Source organism: Mycobacterium sp. E740, assembly GCF_001672895.1.
In the GTDB taxonomy this organism is placed as follows: domain Bacteria; phylum Actinomycetota; class Actinomycetes; order Mycobacteriales; family Mycobacteriaceae; genus Mycobacterium.
In genome coordinates this window covers 35,978-52,805 of record NZ_LZKP01000175.1, presented here as the reverse complement: position 1 = coordinate 52,805, position 16,828 = coordinate 35,978, and the positions used below count along the sequence as shown (strand labels likewise).

Below are 16,828 nucleotides of genomic sequence, written 5' to 3'. Positions count from 1 at the left end.
CGTCGGAGACGCCGACGGCGTCGAACGGCTTCTCCAGCAGATGTGCCACCGCGGGCTCACCGACGCGGCCGAGCAGGATCGAGCAGATCGTGATGCCCAACTGCGCACCGGCCAGCATCAGCGACAGGCGCTCGCCCGCGCGGATCACCGCGACCGCGCTTTTCTTGCCCTGCTCGGCCAATGCCTCGAGCCGGTCACGGCGCGCGGAGATCAGCGCGAACTCCGACGCGACGAAGAACGCGTTGACGGCAAGCAGCAGCACCGTCAGCAGCACGCCGAGGAAGTCACCCATCGTGGTGCCCGTCCCCGCGGCGGCCCAGCTCGGTCAGCTCGAGCAGATCGATGCGCCGCCCGTCCATCCGCAGTACGGTCGCCAGCCAGCGGTTGGGGTCGTCGAGCGGCCCGTCGGGATCGAACGCGTCGAGCTCGACCGACTCGCCCTCCTCGGGGATGTGCCCGAGCTTCTCGAGCATCAGGCCGCCGATCGTCTCGTAATCGCCCTCGGGGGCGCGAAACGATGTGGCGCCGGCGACCTCGTCGATGCGCAGCAGCCCGGAGATCTGCCAACCGCCGCCCGCGGGCACCACATCCGGTGCCTCGTCGTCGTGCTCGTCGCGGACGTCGCCGACGATCTCCTCGATGAGGTCCTCCACGGTCACCATCCCCGCGGTGCCGCCGTATTCGTCGACCACCAGCGCGGTCTGCAGCCCGTTGGCGCGGATCTGCGTCATCAGCGTGTCCCCGTCCAGCGTGGAGGGCACCCTCGCGACCGGCAACGCCAGACCGGCCAACCGGGTGGCGTCGCGCTTGCCGGCGGGCACCTCGAACACCTGTTTGACGTGTGCGATCCCGATCGTCTCGTCGAGATCACCCCGGATGATCGGGAAGCGTGAATAACCGGTCCTGATCGCGGCGCTCACCAGGTCGGCGACGGTGTCGTCGGCCTCCAGCGCCTCGATCTTCTGCCGCGGCGTCATGAGCTCTTCGGCGGAGCGGTCGCCGAACCGCAGCGACCGGTCCACCAGCACCGCGGTGGTCTGGTCCAGCGCGCCGCTGCGAGCCGAGCTGCGCACCAGCGACACCAGTTCCTGCGGAGAGCGGGCCGAGCGCAGCTCTTCGGCCGGCTCGATGCCCAGCCGGCGCAGGATCGTGTTGGCGGTCCCGTTGGTCAGCCGGATCAGCGGCGTGAACAGTGCCGAGAACAGCAGCTGGGGCGCGGCCGACCAGCGCGCGGTCGTCACCGGCCGCGCGACGGCGAGATTCTTCGGCACCAGCTCGCCGAAGACCATCGACAACGAGGTGGCGATCATGATGGCCAGCACCAGGGCCAGCCCGCCGGTGAATCGTGGCGGCACCCCGATGGCGTCCAGGCCGGGATGGATCAGCCGGGCCACCACCGGTTCGGCGAGGAAGCCGGTCGCCAGCGTGGTGATCGAGATGCCCACCTGGGCGCCGGACAATTGGAATGACAACGTGCGGTGCGCTCGACGGACCATCTGGTCGCGGCGGTCGCCCTTGCGCGCGTTGGCTTCCACGGTGCTGCGCTCGAGCGCGGTCAACGAGAATTCCGCGGCGACGAACACCGCGGTGCCTGCGGTCAGCAACGCGAACGCCAGCAGCGACAGCAGCGTTGTCGCGACCGTCATCGGACTCTCCGTGCGCGGGTGCCGGGCCTGCTGCCCGGCCCTCTAGAGGAGGGCTCGGCGTCGGGAGGCTCGCGGTCGGGCCGCTCGGCCCGGAAGGCCCCCTCTGAAACCCGGGCCTCGACGGGTGCCTGCGGCACGGGATCCCTTTCGCGTAGAGGAGTGACGAAAACCCATGGTAACGGGTGACAGGCCGGGGGCGGGCTCACCAACCGGTGGGCAGCGGATGTCCTTCGGCGAAGCCGGCCGCCGACTGCACCCCGAGCACCACCTTGTCGTGCAGCTCGGACAGGTTCGCTGCACCGACGTACGTGCAGGTACTGCGCACGCCGGAGGTGATGTGGTCGAGCAGGTCCTCGACCCCGCCGCGGGACGGATCGAGACCCATCCGCGATGTCGAGATGCCCTCCTCGAACAGGGCCTTACGCGCCCGGTCGAACGCTCCGTCGCCTGCGGTGCGGGCCGCCACGGCGCGTTTGGACGCCATGCCGTAGCTCTCCTTGTACGGCTGGTCCTCGCGGTCACGCATAAGGTCGCCGGGAGACTCGTAGGTGCCCGCGAACCACGAGCCGATCATCACGTTGGCCGCGCCGGCCGCCAGCGCAAGCGCCACGTCGCGCGGGTGCCGGATACCGCCGTCCGCCCACACGTGAGCGCCCAATTCCCTTGCCGCTGCCGAACATTCGACGACCGCGGAGAACTGGGGCCGACCCACGCCGGTCATCATGCGGGTGGTGCACATCGCGCCAGGCCCGACGCCGACCTTGACGATCGAAGCTCCCGCGTTGATCAGGTCCCTGGTGCCCTCGGCGGAGACGACGTTGCCCGCGGCCAGCGGCAGCCCGAGGTCCAGCGAGGCGACCGCTTCGATCGCGTCGAGCATTTTCTGCTGGTGGCCGTGCGCGGTGTCGATCACGATCAGGTCGACCCCGACTTCGGTGAGGCTGCGCGCCTTGGCGCCGACGTCGCCGTTGATGCCGACCGCGCCCGCGATGCGCAACCGCCCCCTGGCGTCGACCGCCGGTGTGTACATCCCCGCTCGCACCGCGCCGGTGCGGGTGAGCACGCCGGCGAGCGTTCCGTCGGTCTCGGTGAGCACGGCGAGGTCGATGAGCGCGTGTTCGAGCAGGTCGAAGACCTTGCGCGGCTCGGTCCCGACCGGAGCCGTGACGAAGTCGGAGACCGCCACGTCGCGCACCCGGGTGAAGCGGTCCACGCCCACACAGTTGGCCTCGGTGACCAGCCCGATCGGCCTGCCCTCGAACACGACGACCGCCGCGCCGTGCGCGCGCTTGTGGATCAGCGCCGTCGCGTCCGACACCGAGTCGTCGGGGGAGAGCACGACCGGGGTGTCGACGACGAGATCGCGGGTCTTGACGAACTCGACGGTCTCCTTCACCGCGGAGACCGGCAGGTCCTGCGGCAACACCACGAGGCCGCCGCGACGGGCGACCGTCTCGGCCATCCGGCGGCCGGCGACCGCGGTCATGTTCGCCACGACGACGGGGATGGTGGTTCCCGAGCCGTCGGAGGTCGACAGGTCGACGTCCATCCGAGACAGGACGTCGGAGCGTCCCGGAACGATGAAGACGTCGTTGTACGTCAGGTCATACGGGGGTCGGTGGCCGTCGAGAAAGCGCATCTCTGCCGAGTGTAGTGCGCCGAATCCGCCCGCCGGGCAGACGGAATCTACGCCTCGACCTCGCTGCGGTCGCCGCTCCACAGGGTGTGGAACCGCTTGGCGGGGTCGGCGTCGATGCGGCCGTAGGTGTGCGCGCCGAAGTAGTCACGCAGCCCCTGGGTCAGCGCGGCGGGCAGCCGCTCCTGACGCAGCGCGTCGTAGTACGACAGCGCCGAAGCGAAACCGGGGATGGGGATGCCGAGTTCGGTGGCGGTGACGACGACGCGTCGCCAGCTGTCGATCGCCGCCTCGATCGCACTGCGGAAGTAGGGCGCCACGATCAACGTCGGCAGGTCAGGGTTCTCGTCGAACGCGTCCTTGATCCGGTTGAGGAACTTGGCCCTGATGATGCAGCCGCCACGCCAGATGGTGGCCAGGTCGCCGGGTGTGACGCCCCAGTCGTACTCGGCGCTGCCCGCCTGGATCTGGTTGAAGCCCTGCGCGTAGGCGATGATCTTCGACGCGTAGAGGGCCTGGCGGACATCTTCCGTGAATTTTGTTGCGTCAGTGGGCTTTTCGCCGAGATCGCCGGAGGCCAGCCCGGTCGTCGCCTTGCGCTGGGTCACCGACCCGGACAACGCGCGCGCGAACACCGCCTCGGCGATACCGGTGACCGGCACGCCGAGGTCGAGCGCCGACTTCACCGTCCAGCGGCCGGTGCCCTTCTGCTCGGCCTCGTCGAGGATGACGTCGACCAGCGGCTTGCCGGTCTTGGCGTCGGTCTGACGCAACACCTTCGCGGTGATCTCCACCAGGAAGCTGTCCAGGTCGCCTTTGTTCCACTCGTCGAACACGTCGGCGATCTCCCCGGCCGACTTGCCCAGCCCGTCGCGCAGCAGCTGGTAGGCCTCGCCGATGAGCTGCATGTCGGAGTACTCGATGCCGTTGTGCACCATCTTCACGAAGTGGCCGGCGCCGTCGGGCCCGATGTGGGTGCAGCACGGCACGCCGTCGACGTGCGCGGAGATCTCCTCGAGCAGCGGGCCGAGCGACTTGTAGGACTCCGCGGGGCCGCCCGGCATGATCGACGGCCCGTTCAGCGCCCCCTCTTCGCCACCGGAGATGCCGGCGCCGACGAAGTGCAGACCGCGTTCACGCATCGCCTTCTCGCGGCGGATCGTGTCGGTGTACAGCGCGTTGCCGCCGTCGATGATGATGTCGCCCTCTTCCATCGCATCGGCGAGCTCGTTGATCACCGCGTCGGTGGGGTCTCCGGCCTTGACCATGATCAGCACCCGGCGCGGCTTCTCCAGCGCGTCGAGGAACTCGGCGATCGTCTCGCTGCGCACGAACTCGCCGTCCGAGCCGTGGTCTCGCAGCAGCGCGTCGGTTTTGGCGATCGAGCGGTTGTGCAGCGCGACGGTGTAGCCGTGCCGGGCGAAGTTTCGCGCGATGTTGGAGCCCATGACGGCAAGGCCGGTGACCCCGATCTGAGCGGTACCGGTGGTCGCAGCGGAAGCATCAGAGCTCATTCGGGCAGCCTTTCGTTGTTCTGTTGTGGGGGAACGTTTGTAGAGCCTGGCTCATCCGTGAGCGGTGAAGAGCCGTTGCAGTTCGGTCAGCCAGGGCAGGGCCACCGCGATGGTCGGCAGGACCAGTACAGCCGCGGCCGCCGCGTATGCGCCGGCGGCCAGCGCCAGGCTGTTGGGCCGACCGCCGAGGCGACGCACCCGCAGAATCGTGGTCGGCCCGCCCGCCGCCAGGGCGCCCGACGGCGCGCGACCGGCGGCGCAGGCGACCAGCGCGCGGGCCAGGGGCGTGGGACCGGCGGCGCGCACCGCGGCGTCGTCGGCGAGCATCTCGACCAACAGACGCACCGCGTCCAGTGCGCTTGCGCTGCGGACGAAGCGGGGGAACGCCGCGTGCACCGCGGTGAACATCTCGAGGACCAGATCGTGGCGGGCCCGCAGGTGCGCGCGTTCGTGCGAGAGAATCGCGGCCAGTTCGTTGTCCGCCAGCGTCGACAGGGCGCCTTCGCTCAGGACGACGCGGCTGCGCACTCCGGGCAGGCAGTAGGCCAGCGGTTGCGCCACGTCGAGGATTCGCAACCCGTCCCCGGTTGCCACGTGGGCCCACTTCTGTGACTTACCGACGAGGTCGACGACCATGCGATGGTGCGCGCGACGGCGCCGGGTGGCGATCGCCACCTGCAGGACCGAGGTGATCAAGCGAGCGCCGATCACCGCCGTCAGAGCGAAAACCACGACGTAGGCGGTCCACAGCGGCCAGCCCAGAACGGCGATCTCGTTGGTCACGGTGGTGGTGGGCAGGCCGTCATCGCCAGGGGTCAGCAGCCGGCTGGCGATCGCGATGCCGGCCGAGAACGCCGACAGGACGGCCGCCATGGCGATCGCCTGCCACAACACGATGGCCGCTCGAGGCGCGCGGAAGGGCCATGAGGCGCGCGCCAGCATCGCGGGCACCGGTCCGCACAGGACCAGTGCCAGAACGGTGAAGGCCAGCGCGGACACGCCGTAAGTCTCCCTCAGCCGGTGCCCGGATTACCAGCGGACGACGTAACGCGATGTTTGTCTTCGAGTTCGGCCAACGCGCGACGCAGCGCCGCCGCTTCGTCGGCGCCGACACGCTCGACGAAATGCACCAGAGCCGCTTCCCGGCTGCCCGAGTCGGCAGCCTGGTCGAGCGCGTCGACCATCAGGCCCGCAACCAGTTCGTCGCGGCCGTGGGTGGGCGCGTAACGGTGGGCGCGGTCATCGCGGTGCTGCACGACGAGGTTCTTCTTCGCCAGCCGTTGCAGCACGGTCATGATCGTGGTGTAAGCCAAGTCGCGATGTGCGGAAAGCGCCTCGTGAACTTGGCGCACGGTTTGGGGCTCGCGCGTGGACCACAGGTGATCCATCACTGCGCGTTCCAGTTCCCCTAGACGCGTCAACTTCGCCATGTCGGTTCATCTCCTAGAGGCTGTAGATCCAGGGTACTACGGGTTACTACCGTGTGTCGTATTCGTTCGCCGGATAGCTGGCCGACCCCCGTGTGAGAGCAGTCACAGGGTCTGGCCCTCGTTGGCACCCTGACTATAGTAAGGCTTACCTAACTCCAAATAGGGAGGCCTCATGACGGTTCTGGTCGACGATCCGCTCATCGCGAGCATGGCAATCCGCAGGACGCTGCCGCTGCACGAGTCGAGTCGACGACTTCGCGACCTCTACCCCGAATGTCCGCGGGTGTACGGAGTGGCGGTGATGGGCGATCTGTCCCGGCGGCGATGGTGGCCGCTGGCCGAGGCGCTGACCACCGACCGACTGAAGGCCATGTTCGACCTGGCCGCCGAGGAGACCGACAGTCGGGGTGCGGTGGCCCATCAGTTGGCGGCCACGCTCGCGCACGTCGTCATCGGACGGGTGGTGCCGCTGCTCGTGCTCGAGGGCCGGGCCTGGGACACCGGCCTGGAGAACCTGTGGGTGCACGTCGACTCGGAGGGTGCCATCGACTGGGTCGGCGTCGTCGACGCCACCCTGCGGGCCCTCCCGGACGATCCACATTTCGCCCACGGACCGGACCGCTCCGGCCCCTCGGCGCGCGACGGCATCGTGGCGCTGCCCAGCGAAGCGGCGCTGACGACGTGGATCGCGCACCGCAGTCACCGCGCGCTGGCTCCGCTGTTCGCCAAGCTGAGCGAGATCAGCGGGGGCGCCATGTCGGTCGCTGCGATGTGGCACGTCGTCGGCGGATCCGTCGTCGGCGCGGCGACGCAGGTTCCGCTGCTCGCCGGGACGAGCGAGTGGACGAGCATGCGGCGCGGCCAAGCGGTGCTGGACGCGTTCATGGGCTTCGGCCTACCGGTGCGAGGCGCTTCCAGAGTAGGGGGGAAGGTCTTGCTTAATTAGGGCAGCCTTGCCTATGCTGATCCGCAGAGTTCCAACCGAGAACCACCGGACCGCGCCGGAGTCCTGAGGGCTGCAGAGACCCCCGGTCCACACGGAGGACGGGCCCCGCACCATTGGTGTGGGGCCCGTCCGCATGCACGGCACTTCTTCGAGAGACACCTCGAAAACCGTTGTAAGTCAGCCTGTTTCGACGGCGCCTCCGCTTTCGGCCCAGTCGCTGAACGCGCCCAGGTTGTAGACGTCGGCGTAGCCGAGTTCCTTGAGGGCCCGACCCGACAATGCCGAGCGTCCGCCGGACGCGCAGTACACGATCACCGGCTTGTCCTTGGCGAAATGCTCGTCGTGGTACGGCGACTCCGGGTCCGCACGGAACTCGAGCATGCCGCGCGGCACATGGACGGCACCTGCCACCTTGCCGCTGCTCTCGAGTTCAGGGGCGTCGCGCACGTCGACGACCAACGCTCCCTTGGCGATCAGCTCCTGGGCTTCGGCGTGGGAGATCTTCGGCACCACGGCATTGGCTTCTGCAACGAGGTCTTTCGCGGTCTTGGCCATGGCCGAGCCTAACTCCCGCCCCGGCGCGCCCAGGGAGCCGATGGGCGTGTAGACACATTCGCGTGACCCCCGATGCGACCGCAGACCTGTTTTCCGAACTGGGCAAGGGCTTCGACAGCGAGCTCGGCCTCACCTATCTGGAAATCAGCCCCGACGGCGGCCGCGCACAGCTGAAGATCGACGACAAGCTGCTGCAGCCGTACGGCATCGTGCACGGCGGCGTGTACTGCTCGATCGTGGAAAGCCTGGCCAGTGTCTCGGCCGCCGTCTGGCTGGCGGAGAACGGCGGAGGACACGTCGTCGGCGTCAACAACAACACCGACTTCCTGCGGGCCATCTCGTCGGGCACGGTCACCGCGGTCTCCACGCCCGTGCACCGGGGCCGCCGTCAGCAGCTGTGGCAGATCACGATCACCGACGACAACGACAAGCTCGTCGCGCGCGGCCAGGTGCGGCTGCAGAACATGCCCGCCGAATAGCGCTGCTACTAGCCGGCCACCTTCTCGGTGTCTCGGACGCCCGCGGCGATCTCCTCGAGCTCCTCGATCCGGGTGCGAGCGTAGGCCTGCTGCTCGGTGATGGTCAGGTTGCCGCGCTGCGTCGACAGGAACGTCACCGTCCACGACAGCAGCGTGGTGATCTTGCGGCGGAAACCGACCAGGTACACCAGGTGCAGCACCAGCCAGGCCAGCCACGCGATGAAGCCGCCGAACTCGAGCGGGCCGATCTTGGCGACCGCGGAGAACCGCGACACCGTCGCCATCGAACCCTTGTCGAAGTACTGGAACGGCTCGCGCTGCGCGGGGTCGGCGCCCTTGAGCTCGGCCTTGACCGCGTTGGCGGCGTACCTGCCGCCCTGGATCGCTCCCTGCGCCTGGCCGGGCACGCCCTCGACGTGGGCCATGTCGCCCACCACGAACACGTTCGGGTGACCGGGGATCGTCAGGTCGGGCTGCACCAGGACGCGTCCCGCCCGGTCCACTTCGGCATCGGACTGCTCGGCGAGGTCGCGGCCCAACGGGCTGGCCTGCACACCGGCCGACCACACCTTCGTCGCCGACTCGATGCGCCGGATCGTGCCGTCGGAGTCCTTGACCGTGATGCCGTTGCGGTCCACATCGGTGACCATCGCGCTGAGCTGGATGTCGACGCCCATCTTCTCCAGCCGCGCCTGCGCCTTGCAGCCGAGCTTCTCACCCATCGGGGGCAGCACCGCGGGGGCCGCGTCGAGCAGGATCACCCGCGCCGTCGTCGAATCAATATGGCGGAACGCACCTTTGAGTGTGTGGTCCGCCAATTCGGCTATCTGCCCGGCCATTTCGACGCCGGTCGGGCCGGCGCCGACGACGGTGAACGTGAGCAGCTTCTCGCGGCGGGCCGGGTCGCTCGAGCGCTCGGCCTGTTCGAACGCGCTGAGGATGCGCGCACGCAACTCCAGCGCGTCGTCGATGGACTTCATGCCGGGCGCCCACTCGGCGAAATGGTCGTTGCCGAAATAGGACTGGCCCGCGCCGGCAGCGACGATCAACGTGTCGTACGGAGTGACGTAGGTGTGGCCGAGCAGCTCGGACTTGACCGTCCGGCTGGCGAGGTCGATGTGGTTGACGTCGCCGAGCAGCACCTGACAGTTCTTCTGCTTGCGCAGGATCATCCGCGTCGGCGGGGCGATCTCGCCGGACGGGATGATGCCCGTCGCCACCTGATACAGCAGCGGCTGGAAAAGGTGGTGGGTGGTCTTGGCGATCAGCTTGACGTCGACATCGGCGCGCTTCAGCTTCTTGGCAGCGGTCAGCCCGCCGAACCCTGATCCGATGATGACGACCTTGTGCCGATCTGATGCAGTGGCTCCGGGATGGCTCATGTTGGGCTCCTCGACGGTGTCACGTGCAGTTCTACCCGTAACGGTAGTCGCCCGAACCTCGGTTCGACGATTCCCTTTGCTGTGGCATATCCCACGCCGGGGGCCGGATCACCCGGCCAGGATCGGCCTGAGCAGCTCGCCGACAGCTGTCACGCCGCCGGGGTGGTATCCGTTCAGGCTCGTCACGGGACTCAAGATCACACCGTCGACGCCGGCGTCGAAGACCTTGGCCTGCAACTGCTCGACGACCTGCTCGGCGCTGCCGTAGACCGCGCGCTGCTTGAAGTCGTCGGGGATGACGTCACCGGAAACGTTCTCGTCGATGATTGCGACGACGAGCATGCTGGTCTCCAGCGTCGCGGGGTCGCGGCCGATCTCCTCGCAACGCTCCCGCACGGCTTGCAGCTTGCGGGGCAGCTCGTCGAAGCCCGCGATGATGTTGAGGTGGTCGAAGTGCCGCACGGCCAATGGGATCGTTTTCTTCTCGCCGCTGCCGCCGATCAGCAGCGGGATGTGGTCGCGCAACCGCGGCTCGGCCATCGCCTCTTTGGTCCGGTAGAACTTGCCGTCGACGGTCGGCCGCTCGCCCGCGAGCATCGGCAGGATGATCTGCAGCGCTTCGTCGAGCTTGTTGAAGCGGTCGGTGAAGGTGCCGAACTCGAAACCGAGGCTGTCGTGCTCCAGTTCGTACCAGCCGGTGCCGATGCCGAGCACGGCGCGGCCCTGGCTGACCACGTCGAGCGTGGTGATCGTCTTCGCCAGCAGGGTGGGGTTGCGGTACGTGTTGCCGGTGACCAGCGTGCCCAGCTGGACGCGCTCGGTGGCGGTGGCCAAACCGCCCAGCGCCGTGTACGCCTCGAGCATCGGCTGGTCCGGGGTGCCGAGCCCGGGCAGTTGGTAGAAGTGGTCCATCACGAAGACCGAGTCGAAGCCGGCAGCCTCGGCTTCCTGCGCCTGCGCGATGACGGTCGGGTATATCTCCGCGACGCTTGTGCCGTATGAGAAGTTGGGAATCTGAAGCCCGAGTTTGATGGTCATGTTTTCACGTAACCACACCCCCCCGTGACGATCGGCCGCGTCAGCTTCGGGCGAACGGGGGAATACTCAGCCGAAGTTCGCTAGCGCGCCCTGGCTCACATGCAGTGTCTGACCGGTGATGTGGCGCGCCGCAGGCGTGGTCAGGAAGAGCGCCAGGCGGCTGATCTCTGCTGCGACCGACGGCGTGGTGCGCGACAGGCCTTCATAACCGGGCTCGGCGCTGCGCCCGGACGCCACGGCGTTGACCGTGATGCCCCGGGTACCGAAGTACGTGGCCTGGCCGGCGGTCCAGTCGGACACCGCTGCCTTTATCGCCGCCGCCGCGCTGCCCTCGGCCGGGTTCTCGGGAATCACGCTGACGATCGAACCGCCCGAACGCAGAAGGTCACCGAGAATCTGCACCGTCAGCACCGCCGAGACCATCGTCGAGTCCAGCGCCTCCCGCCACGCTGTGGCCACATCGGCGAGCGAATAGGTGCGCGGGTCGCCGCCATCCCAGCGCGGTGCCGGCACGTTGACGATCGTGTCGAGGTGGTGGGGGAACTGCGGCCGCGCTGCTTCCAGGCTGGCCGGGTCCGTGCTGTCGAACACGACGGCGTCGACATCGAGTTCTTTCGCGGCGATCTCGAGCTCGTCGCGGCGCGCACCGGCGATCACCACCCGGTGACCGGCGTCGCGGAATCCTTCGGCGATCGTTCGACCCAGATCGGTGTCACCAGCGGTGACCAGCACCTCCATCGCGAGACCCTCCCTGATCGTTTCGGTCGCTGACCCAGCGGTCCACCGCAATGTTACTGGACAGTAGCTAGCGGACGAAACCGACGCGCGGCGCCACGTGCCCTAGGGTTTGGCGGGTGAGGTGGAGGGCGGCATCGGCTTGACTGCATCGGCCGGCCTTCCGCGCTGGCTCTACGTGCCCGCCGCGGTCGGCGCGCTGTTCGTCGCGGTCCCTCTTGTCGCGATTGCCCTACGGGTCGACTGGCCGGATTTCCTTCATCTGATCAGCAGCGACTCCTCGGTCAGCGCGCTGCTGCTGAGCCTGCGCACGGCGGCGGCCAGCACGGCGCTGTGCCTGGTCGTCGGCGTGCCGATGGCGCTGGTGCTGGCCCGCAGCGACAGCCGGCTGGTGCGCGCGGTGCGGCCGCTCATCCTGCTGCCCCTCGTCCTGCCTCCCGTTGTCGGCGGGATCGCCCTTCTGTACGCGTTCGGCCGCCTCGGCCTGATCGGGCAGTACCTCGACGCGGCGGGTATCCAGATCGCGTTCACGACGACGGCCGTCGTGCTCGCGCAGACGTTCGTGTCGTTGCCGTTCCTGGTCGTCGCGTTGGAAGGTGCGGCGCGGACAGCGGGTTCGGACTACGAGTTGGTGGCCGCGACGCTGGGCGCTCGGCCGTCACGCGTGTGGTGGCGGGTCACCCTGCCCTTGCTGACGCCCGGCCTGGTGTCGGGCGCGGTGCTGGCATTCGCGCGCTCACTCGGCGAGTTCGGGGCGACGCTGACCTTTGCGGGCTCACGCCAGGGCGTTACCAGGACGCTGCCGCTGGAGATCTATCTGCAGCGCGAAAGCGACGCCGACGCCGCGGTGGCCCTGTCGTTGCTGCTGGTCGCCGCGGCCGCCGCTGTCGTGCTCGGTCTCGGCAGTCGACGGTTGCGCGGCGCGGATGCGTGGTAGGCGAATGTGACCGGAGTCAGCCTGCGCGCCGTCGTCGAGCATCGCGACGTGGACGTCGAGTTCGACGTCTCGGCCGGCGAGGTACTGGCTGTGCTGGGACCCAACGGCGCGGGCAAGTCGACGGTGTTGCATGTGCTCGCGGGCCTGGTGCGCCCGGACGACGGCTTCGTGCGTGTCGGCGAGCGGGTGCTCACCGACACCGCGTCGGGTGTGCACGTCCCGACCCACGACCGCCGCGTCGGCCTGTTGTTACAGGATCCGCTGTTGTTCCCGCATCTCGACGTGACCGCCAATGTGTCGTTCGCACCTCGCAGCACGCGACCGGAGCACTGGCTCGAGCAGACCGATGCGATGCATCTGGCCGATCGCAGGCCTCGACAGCTGTCGGGGGGCGAGGCCCAACGGGTGGCGCTGGCCCGCGCGCTGGCCGCCGAACCGGACGTGTTGCTGCTCGACGAGCCCCTGGCCGGCCTCGACGTCGCTGCGGCCGCTGCGATGCGCAAGGTGCTGGGCCGGGTGCTCGCACGCGATGGCCGATCGGCTGTGCTGGTGACGCATGATGTGTTGGACGTGGCCACCCTCGCCGATCGGGCGGTGGTGCTCGAATCCGGGCGCGTCGTCGAAAGTGGTTCTGCTGCAACAGTATTAGCGACACCGCGCAGCGCGTTCGGCGCGCAGCTGGCCGGGGTGAACCTGGTCCGCGGGACGGCGGCCGGCGACGGGGTGCTGAGCACCCGGTGGGGGAGCACCTGGTACGGGATTCCCGGCGCGGATGTGGCGGTGGACAGCTCGGCGGTGGCGCTCTTTCACCCCACCGCGGTCGCCGTCTATCGCGACCCGCCGCACGGCAGCCCCCGCAACACCATCAAGGTGACGGTCGCCGAACTCGACGCCCGCGGACCGGCGATCCGGGTACGCGCCGAGGAGCAACCCGACGGTGGTCCGGGCCTCGCCGCCGACATCACCGCGGACGCCGCGGCCGCGCTGCGGCTTGCGCCTGGCGAGCAGGTGTACTTCGCGGTGAAGGCCCAAGAGGTTGCGATCCATCCGGATCCGTAACGCACGTCGAGTCCGTCGCGAAAAATGGGACAGATGACCGGCGGCCGCACGACGAGAGCCGTCCGGCGACCCCCGCGACACCCGCGGGGGTCTTGTCATGGCAGCAACCCAGGAAATCGGCCAGTAACTGGGCATTTGCTCTGCACAGCAATTTCTCATTTGAACACTTTTTGAGCAACTCGCACTTGCGTCACGGCGGTAACACGGTAGTTTCTTTTCCATGGATCAGCCGGACGCGATTTCCCGCCCCCACAGGGGCCTCTCCAAGCTGGCAGCCGCCGCCCTGACGGGCGCCACCGCCGTGGCGCTTGCGTTGCCGACCGTGGCGCAGGCACAGCCCGAGCCGACGCCTCCGCCGACGCCCGCGCCGTCGGGCAACACATTCCTGGGCGGTCCGCCACCGCCAGCGGCGCCGGCCGCGCCCGCTCCGGCACCGCCGGGTCAGCCCGCGCCGCCGCCTGCGCCCGGGGCGCCCGCACCCGCGCCTGGTGCACCCCCGGCGCCCGGTGCACCGCCGCCGGGAGCGCCCGCGCCTGCTCCGCCGCCCGCCGACCCGGGCCGCGTCGAAGCGCCCGCCGGCGGACTCAGCTACGTCGTGCCCGCGGGATGGAAGGTGTCGGATTCGACGCAGCTGTCCTACGGCCAGGCACTGCTGACCAAGATTCCGCCGGAAGGCGCCGCGCCGCCCAATGACACCAGCATCCTGCTCGGACGGCTCGACCTGAAACTGTTCGCGGGCGCCGAGACCGACAACACCAAGGCCGCCCAGCGGCTGGCGTCCGACATGGGCGAGTTCTTCATGCCGTTCCCCGGCACCCGGATCAACCAGGAGACCGTGGAGCTCAACGCCGACGGCATGCCGGGCGTCGCTTCGTACTACGAGGTGAAGTTCACCGACACCAACAAGCCCAACGGCCAGATCTGGGCCGGCGTCGTCGGCAACCCGGTCGACCCAGGCACGGAGCGCAGCCAGCGCGAACCGCAGCGATGGTTCGTGGTCTGGCTCGGCACGGCGAACAACCCGGTGCCCAAACAAGAAGCGCTGACGCTGGCCAACTCCATCCGGCCGTATACGGCACCGCCGGCACCGCCGGGTCAGCCCGCACCGTCGGCCGCTCCCGCGCCCGCCGCGCCTGGCCAGAACCCGAACGTCGGCGTTCCAGTGCCGGTCGCGCCACAGAACGCGCCCGGGATGCTGCCCCCGCCCTGACGCAAACCGGGAACTCTCACCGGCGACAACGCGTGTCGCAATGCTGGCGAGTTGCCGCAGTGACAACGATCGACGCCATAGTCAATTTTTGCTGACGTGGCCCACACGGCGTTCTACGATGGCGGTAAGCCGATGTCGGGGATCGCCGAAGGAGGCCTGCAGTGGGGACGTTGATCAATCGCCTGGCGATGGGCATCGCGGTAATTCCAGCGTCGCTTACGTTCGCGACGCTGGTGGCGCCTGGGCTGGGTAAGGCTACAGAGTGCGGCGTCGGAACCGTTTATGACGCTCCGTCCAACACATGCGTGGCTGCTGCTCTTCCTCCTCCGCCGCCACCACCTCCACCACCGCCACCGCCCCCGGTGTGGAACGGTGACCCCACGCCATATTTTTCAGTAGGTATCTGCGCGCCCATTCCATTCGTGTCGATCTGCGCCAACATCTGACGCGCCGTGACTCGGCGATGAGCCCCTCGACCATGGCCGCGTGGCGAGTCGAACGCCCGGGCCCGATGAACACTCGCCCGCTCGAACGCCTCACGATCGGAGCGCCCCGCCCCGGACCCGGCGAACTCCTGGTCGCGGTGCGGGCGTGCGGCGTGTGCCGCACCGATCTGCACGTCGCCGAAGGGGACCTGCCCGTGCACCGGCACGGAGTCATACCGGGACACGAGGTCGTCGGCGAAGTGGTCGAACTGGGGCAGAGCGCCGGCGCGGCGTTCAGCGTCGGTGATCGCGTCGGCATCGCATGGCTGCGACATACCTGCGGGCGATGCCGCTACTGCACCGCAGGGAACGAGAACCTGTGCCCGGACTCCCGCTACACCGGCTGGGATGCCGACGGTGGATACGCCGAATTCGCAACGGTGCCAGCCGAATACGCTCACCCGCTGCCGCCCGGCTATTCCGACGCCGAGCTTGCGCCGCTGCTGTGTGCGGGCATCATCGGCTATCGCGCACTCATGCGTGCGGACCTGCCGCCCGGCGGGCGGTTGGGAATCTACGGGTTCGGCGGCAGTGCACACCTGACCGCGCAGGTGGCGATTGCGCAGGGTGCAGAGGTCCACGTCATGACCCGCGGGGAAGCCGCACGCACACTGGCGCTGTCCTTGGGAGCGGCTTCGGCTCAGGGCGCCTCCGAGCGCCCACCCGTCGCCCTCGATGCGGCAATCCTGTTCGCCCCGGTCGGCGACCTCGTGCTGCCCGCGCTCGAAGCGCTCGATCGCGGTGGCACCCTGGCCATCGCGGGCATCCATCTGTCCGACATTGCCGCGCTGAACTATCAGCGCCACCTCTTCCAGGAGCGGCAGATCCGCTCGGTCACCGCCAACACCCGAGCCGACGCCCGCGACTTTCTGGCGTTCGCGGGTGAGCACCGTCTCGAGGTGACCAGCCCGCAGTATCCGCTCGAGCGGGCCGACGACGCGCTGAGCGACCTTGCGTCCGGACGCGTTGCGGGGGCAGCCGTTCTGATCGTCTAGCAGGCCCGCGATTCAGGTGGACAGGTGCCACACCAGCGCGGCGGCCAAAGCGCCGAGCCCGTTGAGCGACCAGTGCAGGGCGATCGGCGCGATCAGGCTGCCGCTGCGCCGCCGCAGCCAGGCGAACACGAAACCGGCGACCCCGGTGGCCGACACAGCCATCACCACGCCCGCGACGGTGCCCAGCACACCGCCGCCGAAAAGTCGGGTGAACCCGACATTGCTACTGGTCAGACCCAGTGAGGTGGCGATATGCCACAGCCCGAACAGCAGTGAGCCCGCCGCGGCGACACCGCGCCAGCCCCACGCCCGGTCCAGCGCGCCGTGCAGCACCCCGCGAAACGCGAGCTCTTCGGGGATCACCGTCTGCAGCGGAATGATGACCATCGAGGCGATCAACGCGCCCGATACCGTCGCGTAGTTGTTGTTCATGAACATCGGTCGCGTCCAGGGCAGCAGAGCGCCGATCGCGATGACCGACAGCACCATCACGACCGCTGCCAGCGCGTATCCCGCACCGGACTTCCAGTACTCGCGGCTCAGGCCGAGTTCGGCCCAGCCCAGACCGCGGGAGCGCACCAGCGCCACGAGCAGCACCGCCGCCGCGGGAACGGTCGCGACGCTGGCCCACGGCGTGGTGAAGTGCGCGATCAGGTTGGTCAACGCGAGGACCACCACGACCACCGCGATGTCGACATAGACGCGGAAGTGCTGCAGCGCGGAAAGCTGTTCGACCAGCGGATGCGGGCGCTGGACTGAAACCGCTTGGTCGGACACGAAA

Annotated in this window: 17 protein-coding genes; 6 read left to right on the top strand and 11 right to left on the bottom strand. The window is 68.8% G+C overall.

Annotated features, from left to right (window positions below):
- The 6 genes from A5663_RS17180 to A5663_RS17155 all read right to left on the bottom strand — a co-directional run.
- A partial coding sequence (locus tag A5663_RS17180; protein WP_156744519.1) for a CNNM domain-containing protein occupies positions 1–292 on the bottom strand: 292 nt, incomplete at its 3' end.
- Positions 285–1,646 carry a hemolysin family protein gene (locus tag A5663_RS17175; protein ID WP_068151626.1) on the bottom strand — a complete coding sequence of 454 codons (1,362 nt, stop codon included), beginning with the start codon at positions 1,644–1,646 and terminating at the stop codon, positions 285–287. The genes A5663_RS17180 and A5663_RS17175, both read right to left, overlap by 8 nt.
- Positions 1,647–1,848: 202 nt before the next feature.
- Positions 1,849–3,285, bottom strand: a complete 1,437-nt coding sequence (locus A5663_RS17170; RefSeq protein ID WP_068151625.1) for a GuaB1 family IMP dehydrogenase-related protein — start codon at positions 3,283–3,285, stop codon at positions 1,849–1,851.
- Positions 3,286–3,332: 47 nt separating this feature from the next.
- Complete coding sequence (gene gndA, locus A5663_RS17165; RefSeq protein ID WP_068151622.1) at positions 3,333–4,796, bottom strand: NADP-dependent phosphogluconate dehydrogenase; 1,464 nt, start codon at positions 4,794–4,796, stop codon at positions 3,333–3,335.
- A 51-nt stretch (positions 4,797–4,847) separates the two neighbouring features.
- A complete protein-coding gene (locus A5663_RS17160) occupies positions 4,848–5,795 on the bottom strand; it encodes a M56 family metallopeptidase (RefSeq protein WP_068151619.1) in 948 nt (315 codons plus the stop codon).
- Between the two features lie 14 nt (positions 5,796–5,809).
- Positions 5,810–6,226 (bottom strand): BlaI/MecI/CopY family transcriptional regulator, encoded by a 417-nt coding sequence (locus tag A5663_RS17155; RefSeq protein WP_068151616.1) that lies wholly within the window; start codon positions 6,224–6,226, stop codon positions 5,810–5,812.
- A 172-nt stretch (positions 6,227–6,398) separates the two neighbouring features.
- Here A5663_RS17155 and A5663_RS17150 point away from each other — a divergent pair, with 172 nt between their 5' ends.
- Positions 6,399–7,172, top strand: coding sequence for an iron reductase (locus A5663_RS17150; RefSeq protein WP_068151611.1), 774 nt, complete (start codon positions 6,399–6,401; stop codon positions 7,170–7,172).
- Positions 7,173–7,349: 177 nt separating this feature from the next.
- Here A5663_RS17150 and A5663_RS17145 read toward each other — a convergent pair whose 3' ends face one another.
- Complete coding sequence (locus A5663_RS17145) at positions 7,350–7,727, bottom strand: rhodanese-like domain-containing protein (RefSeq protein WP_068151606.1); 378 nt, start codon at positions 7,725–7,727, stop codon at positions 7,350–7,352.
- Positions 7,728–7,783: 56 nt separating this feature from the next.
- Here A5663_RS17145 and A5663_RS17140 point away from each other — a divergent pair, with 56 nt between their 5' ends.
- Positions 7,784–8,206 (top strand): PaaI family thioesterase, encoded by a 423-nt coding sequence (locus tag A5663_RS17140; protein ID WP_369816655.1) that lies wholly within the window; start codon positions 7,784–7,786, stop codon positions 8,204–8,206.
- 8 nt (positions 8,207–8,214) lie between these two features.
- On the opposite strand, the gene A5663_RS17135 is transcribed toward A5663_RS17140, so the two are convergent.
- The 3 genes from A5663_RS17135 to A5663_RS17125 form a co-directional block, all read right to left on the bottom strand.
- Positions 8,215–9,588 (bottom strand): NAD(P)/FAD-dependent oxidoreductase, encoded by a 1,374-nt coding sequence (locus A5663_RS17135; RefSeq protein ID WP_068151604.1) that lies wholly within the window; start codon positions 9,586–9,588, stop codon positions 8,215–8,217.
- 108 nt (positions 9,589–9,696) lie between these two features.
- Positions 9,697–10,626, bottom strand: coding sequence for an LLM class F420-dependent oxidoreductase (locus tag A5663_RS17130; RefSeq protein ID WP_068151601.1), 930 nt, complete (start codon positions 10,624–10,626; stop codon positions 9,697–9,699).
- 66 nt (positions 10,627–10,692) lie between these two features.
- Positions 10,693–11,364 carry an SDR family oxidoreductase gene (locus A5663_RS17125; protein WP_068151599.1) on the bottom strand — a complete coding sequence of 224 codons (672 nt, stop codon included), beginning with the start codon at positions 11,362–11,364 and terminating at the stop codon, positions 10,693–10,695.
- Positions 11,365–11,503: 139 nt separating this feature from the next.
- Here A5663_RS17125 and A5663_RS17120 point away from each other — a divergent pair, with 139 nt between their 5' ends.
- From A5663_RS17120 to A5663_RS17105, 4 genes are all read left to right on the top strand, one after another.
- A complete protein-coding gene (locus tag A5663_RS17120) occupies positions 11,504–12,298 on the top strand; it encodes an ABC transporter permease (protein ID WP_197503437.1) in 795 nt (264 codons plus the stop codon).
- 6 nt (positions 12,299–12,304) lie between these two features.
- Positions 12,305–13,357 carry a sulfate/molybdate ABC transporter ATP-binding protein gene (locus A5663_RS17115; protein ID WP_068151597.1) on the top strand — a complete coding sequence of 351 codons (1,053 nt, stop codon included), beginning with the start codon at positions 12,305–12,307 and terminating at the stop codon, positions 13,355–13,357.
- Between the two features lie 220 nt (positions 13,358–13,577).
- Positions 13,578–14,567, top strand: a complete 990-nt coding sequence (locus tag A5663_RS17110; protein WP_068151590.1) for an APA family fibronectin-binding glycoprotein — start codon at positions 13,578–13,580, stop codon at positions 14,565–14,567.
- A 463-nt stretch (positions 14,568–15,030) separates the two neighbouring features.
- The gene (locus A5663_RS17105; RefSeq protein WP_068151587.1) at positions 15,031–16,047 is read left to right on the top strand and encodes a zinc-binding alcohol dehydrogenase family protein; all 1,017 of its coding nucleotides are present in this window, start codon (positions 15,031–15,033) and stop codon (positions 16,045–16,047) included.
- Between the two features lie 12 nt (positions 16,048–16,059).
- Here A5663_RS17105 and A5663_RS17100 read toward each other — a convergent pair whose 3' ends face one another.
- On the bottom strand, positions 16,060–16,824 hold the full coding sequence (locus A5663_RS17100) for a CPBP family intramembrane glutamic endopeptidase (protein ID WP_068151584.1): 765 nt from the start codon (positions 16,822–16,824) through the stop codon (positions 16,060–16,062).
- Between the last annotated feature and the right edge of the window lie 4 nt (positions 16,825–16,828).

Bases quoted from the DNA above. Each gene is read 5' to 3' on its own strand.
- A5663_RS17155 (WP_068151616.1), bottom strand. From the start codon at position 6,226: ATGGCGAAGTTGACGCGTCTAGGGGAACTGGAACGCGCAGTGATGGAT.
- A5663_RS17105 (WP_068151587.1), top strand. From the start codon at position 15,031: ATGAGCCCCTCGACCATGGCCGCGTGGCGAGTCGAACGCCCGGGCCCG.
- A5663_RS17125 (WP_068151599.1), bottom strand. From the start codon at position 11,364: ATGGAGGTGCTGGTCACCGCTGGTGACACCGATCTGGGTCGAACGATC.
- A5663_RS17135 (WP_068151604.1), bottom strand. From the start codon at position 9,588: ATGAGCCATCCCGGAGCCACTGCATCAGATCGGCACAAGGTCGTCATC.
- A5663_RS17145 (WP_068151606.1), bottom strand. From the start codon at position 7,727: ATGGCCAAGACCGCGAAAGACCTCGTTGCAGAAGCCAATGCCGTGGTG.
- A5663_RS17175 (WP_068151626.1), bottom strand. From the start codon at position 1,646: ATGACGGTCGCGACAACGCTGCTGTCGCTGCTGGCGTTCGCGTTGCTG.
- gndA (WP_068151622.1), bottom strand. From the start codon at position 4,796: ATGAGCTCTGATGCTTCCGCTGCGACCACCGGTACCGCTCAGATCGGG.
- A5663_RS17170 (WP_068151625.1), bottom strand. From the start codon at position 3,285: ATGCGCTTTCTCGACGGCCACCGACCCCCGTATGACCTGACGTACAAC.
- A5663_RS17150 (WP_068151611.1), top strand. From the start codon at position 6,399: ATGACGGTTCTGGTCGACGATCCGCTCATCGCGAGCATGGCAATCCGC.
- A5663_RS17110 (WP_068151590.1), top strand. From the start codon at position 13,578: ATGGATCAGCCGGACGCGATTTCCCGCCCCCACAGGGGCCTCTCCAAG.
- A5663_RS17130 (WP_068151601.1), bottom strand. From the start codon at position 10,626: ATGACCATCAAACTCGGGCTTCAGATTCCCAACTTCTCATACGGCACA.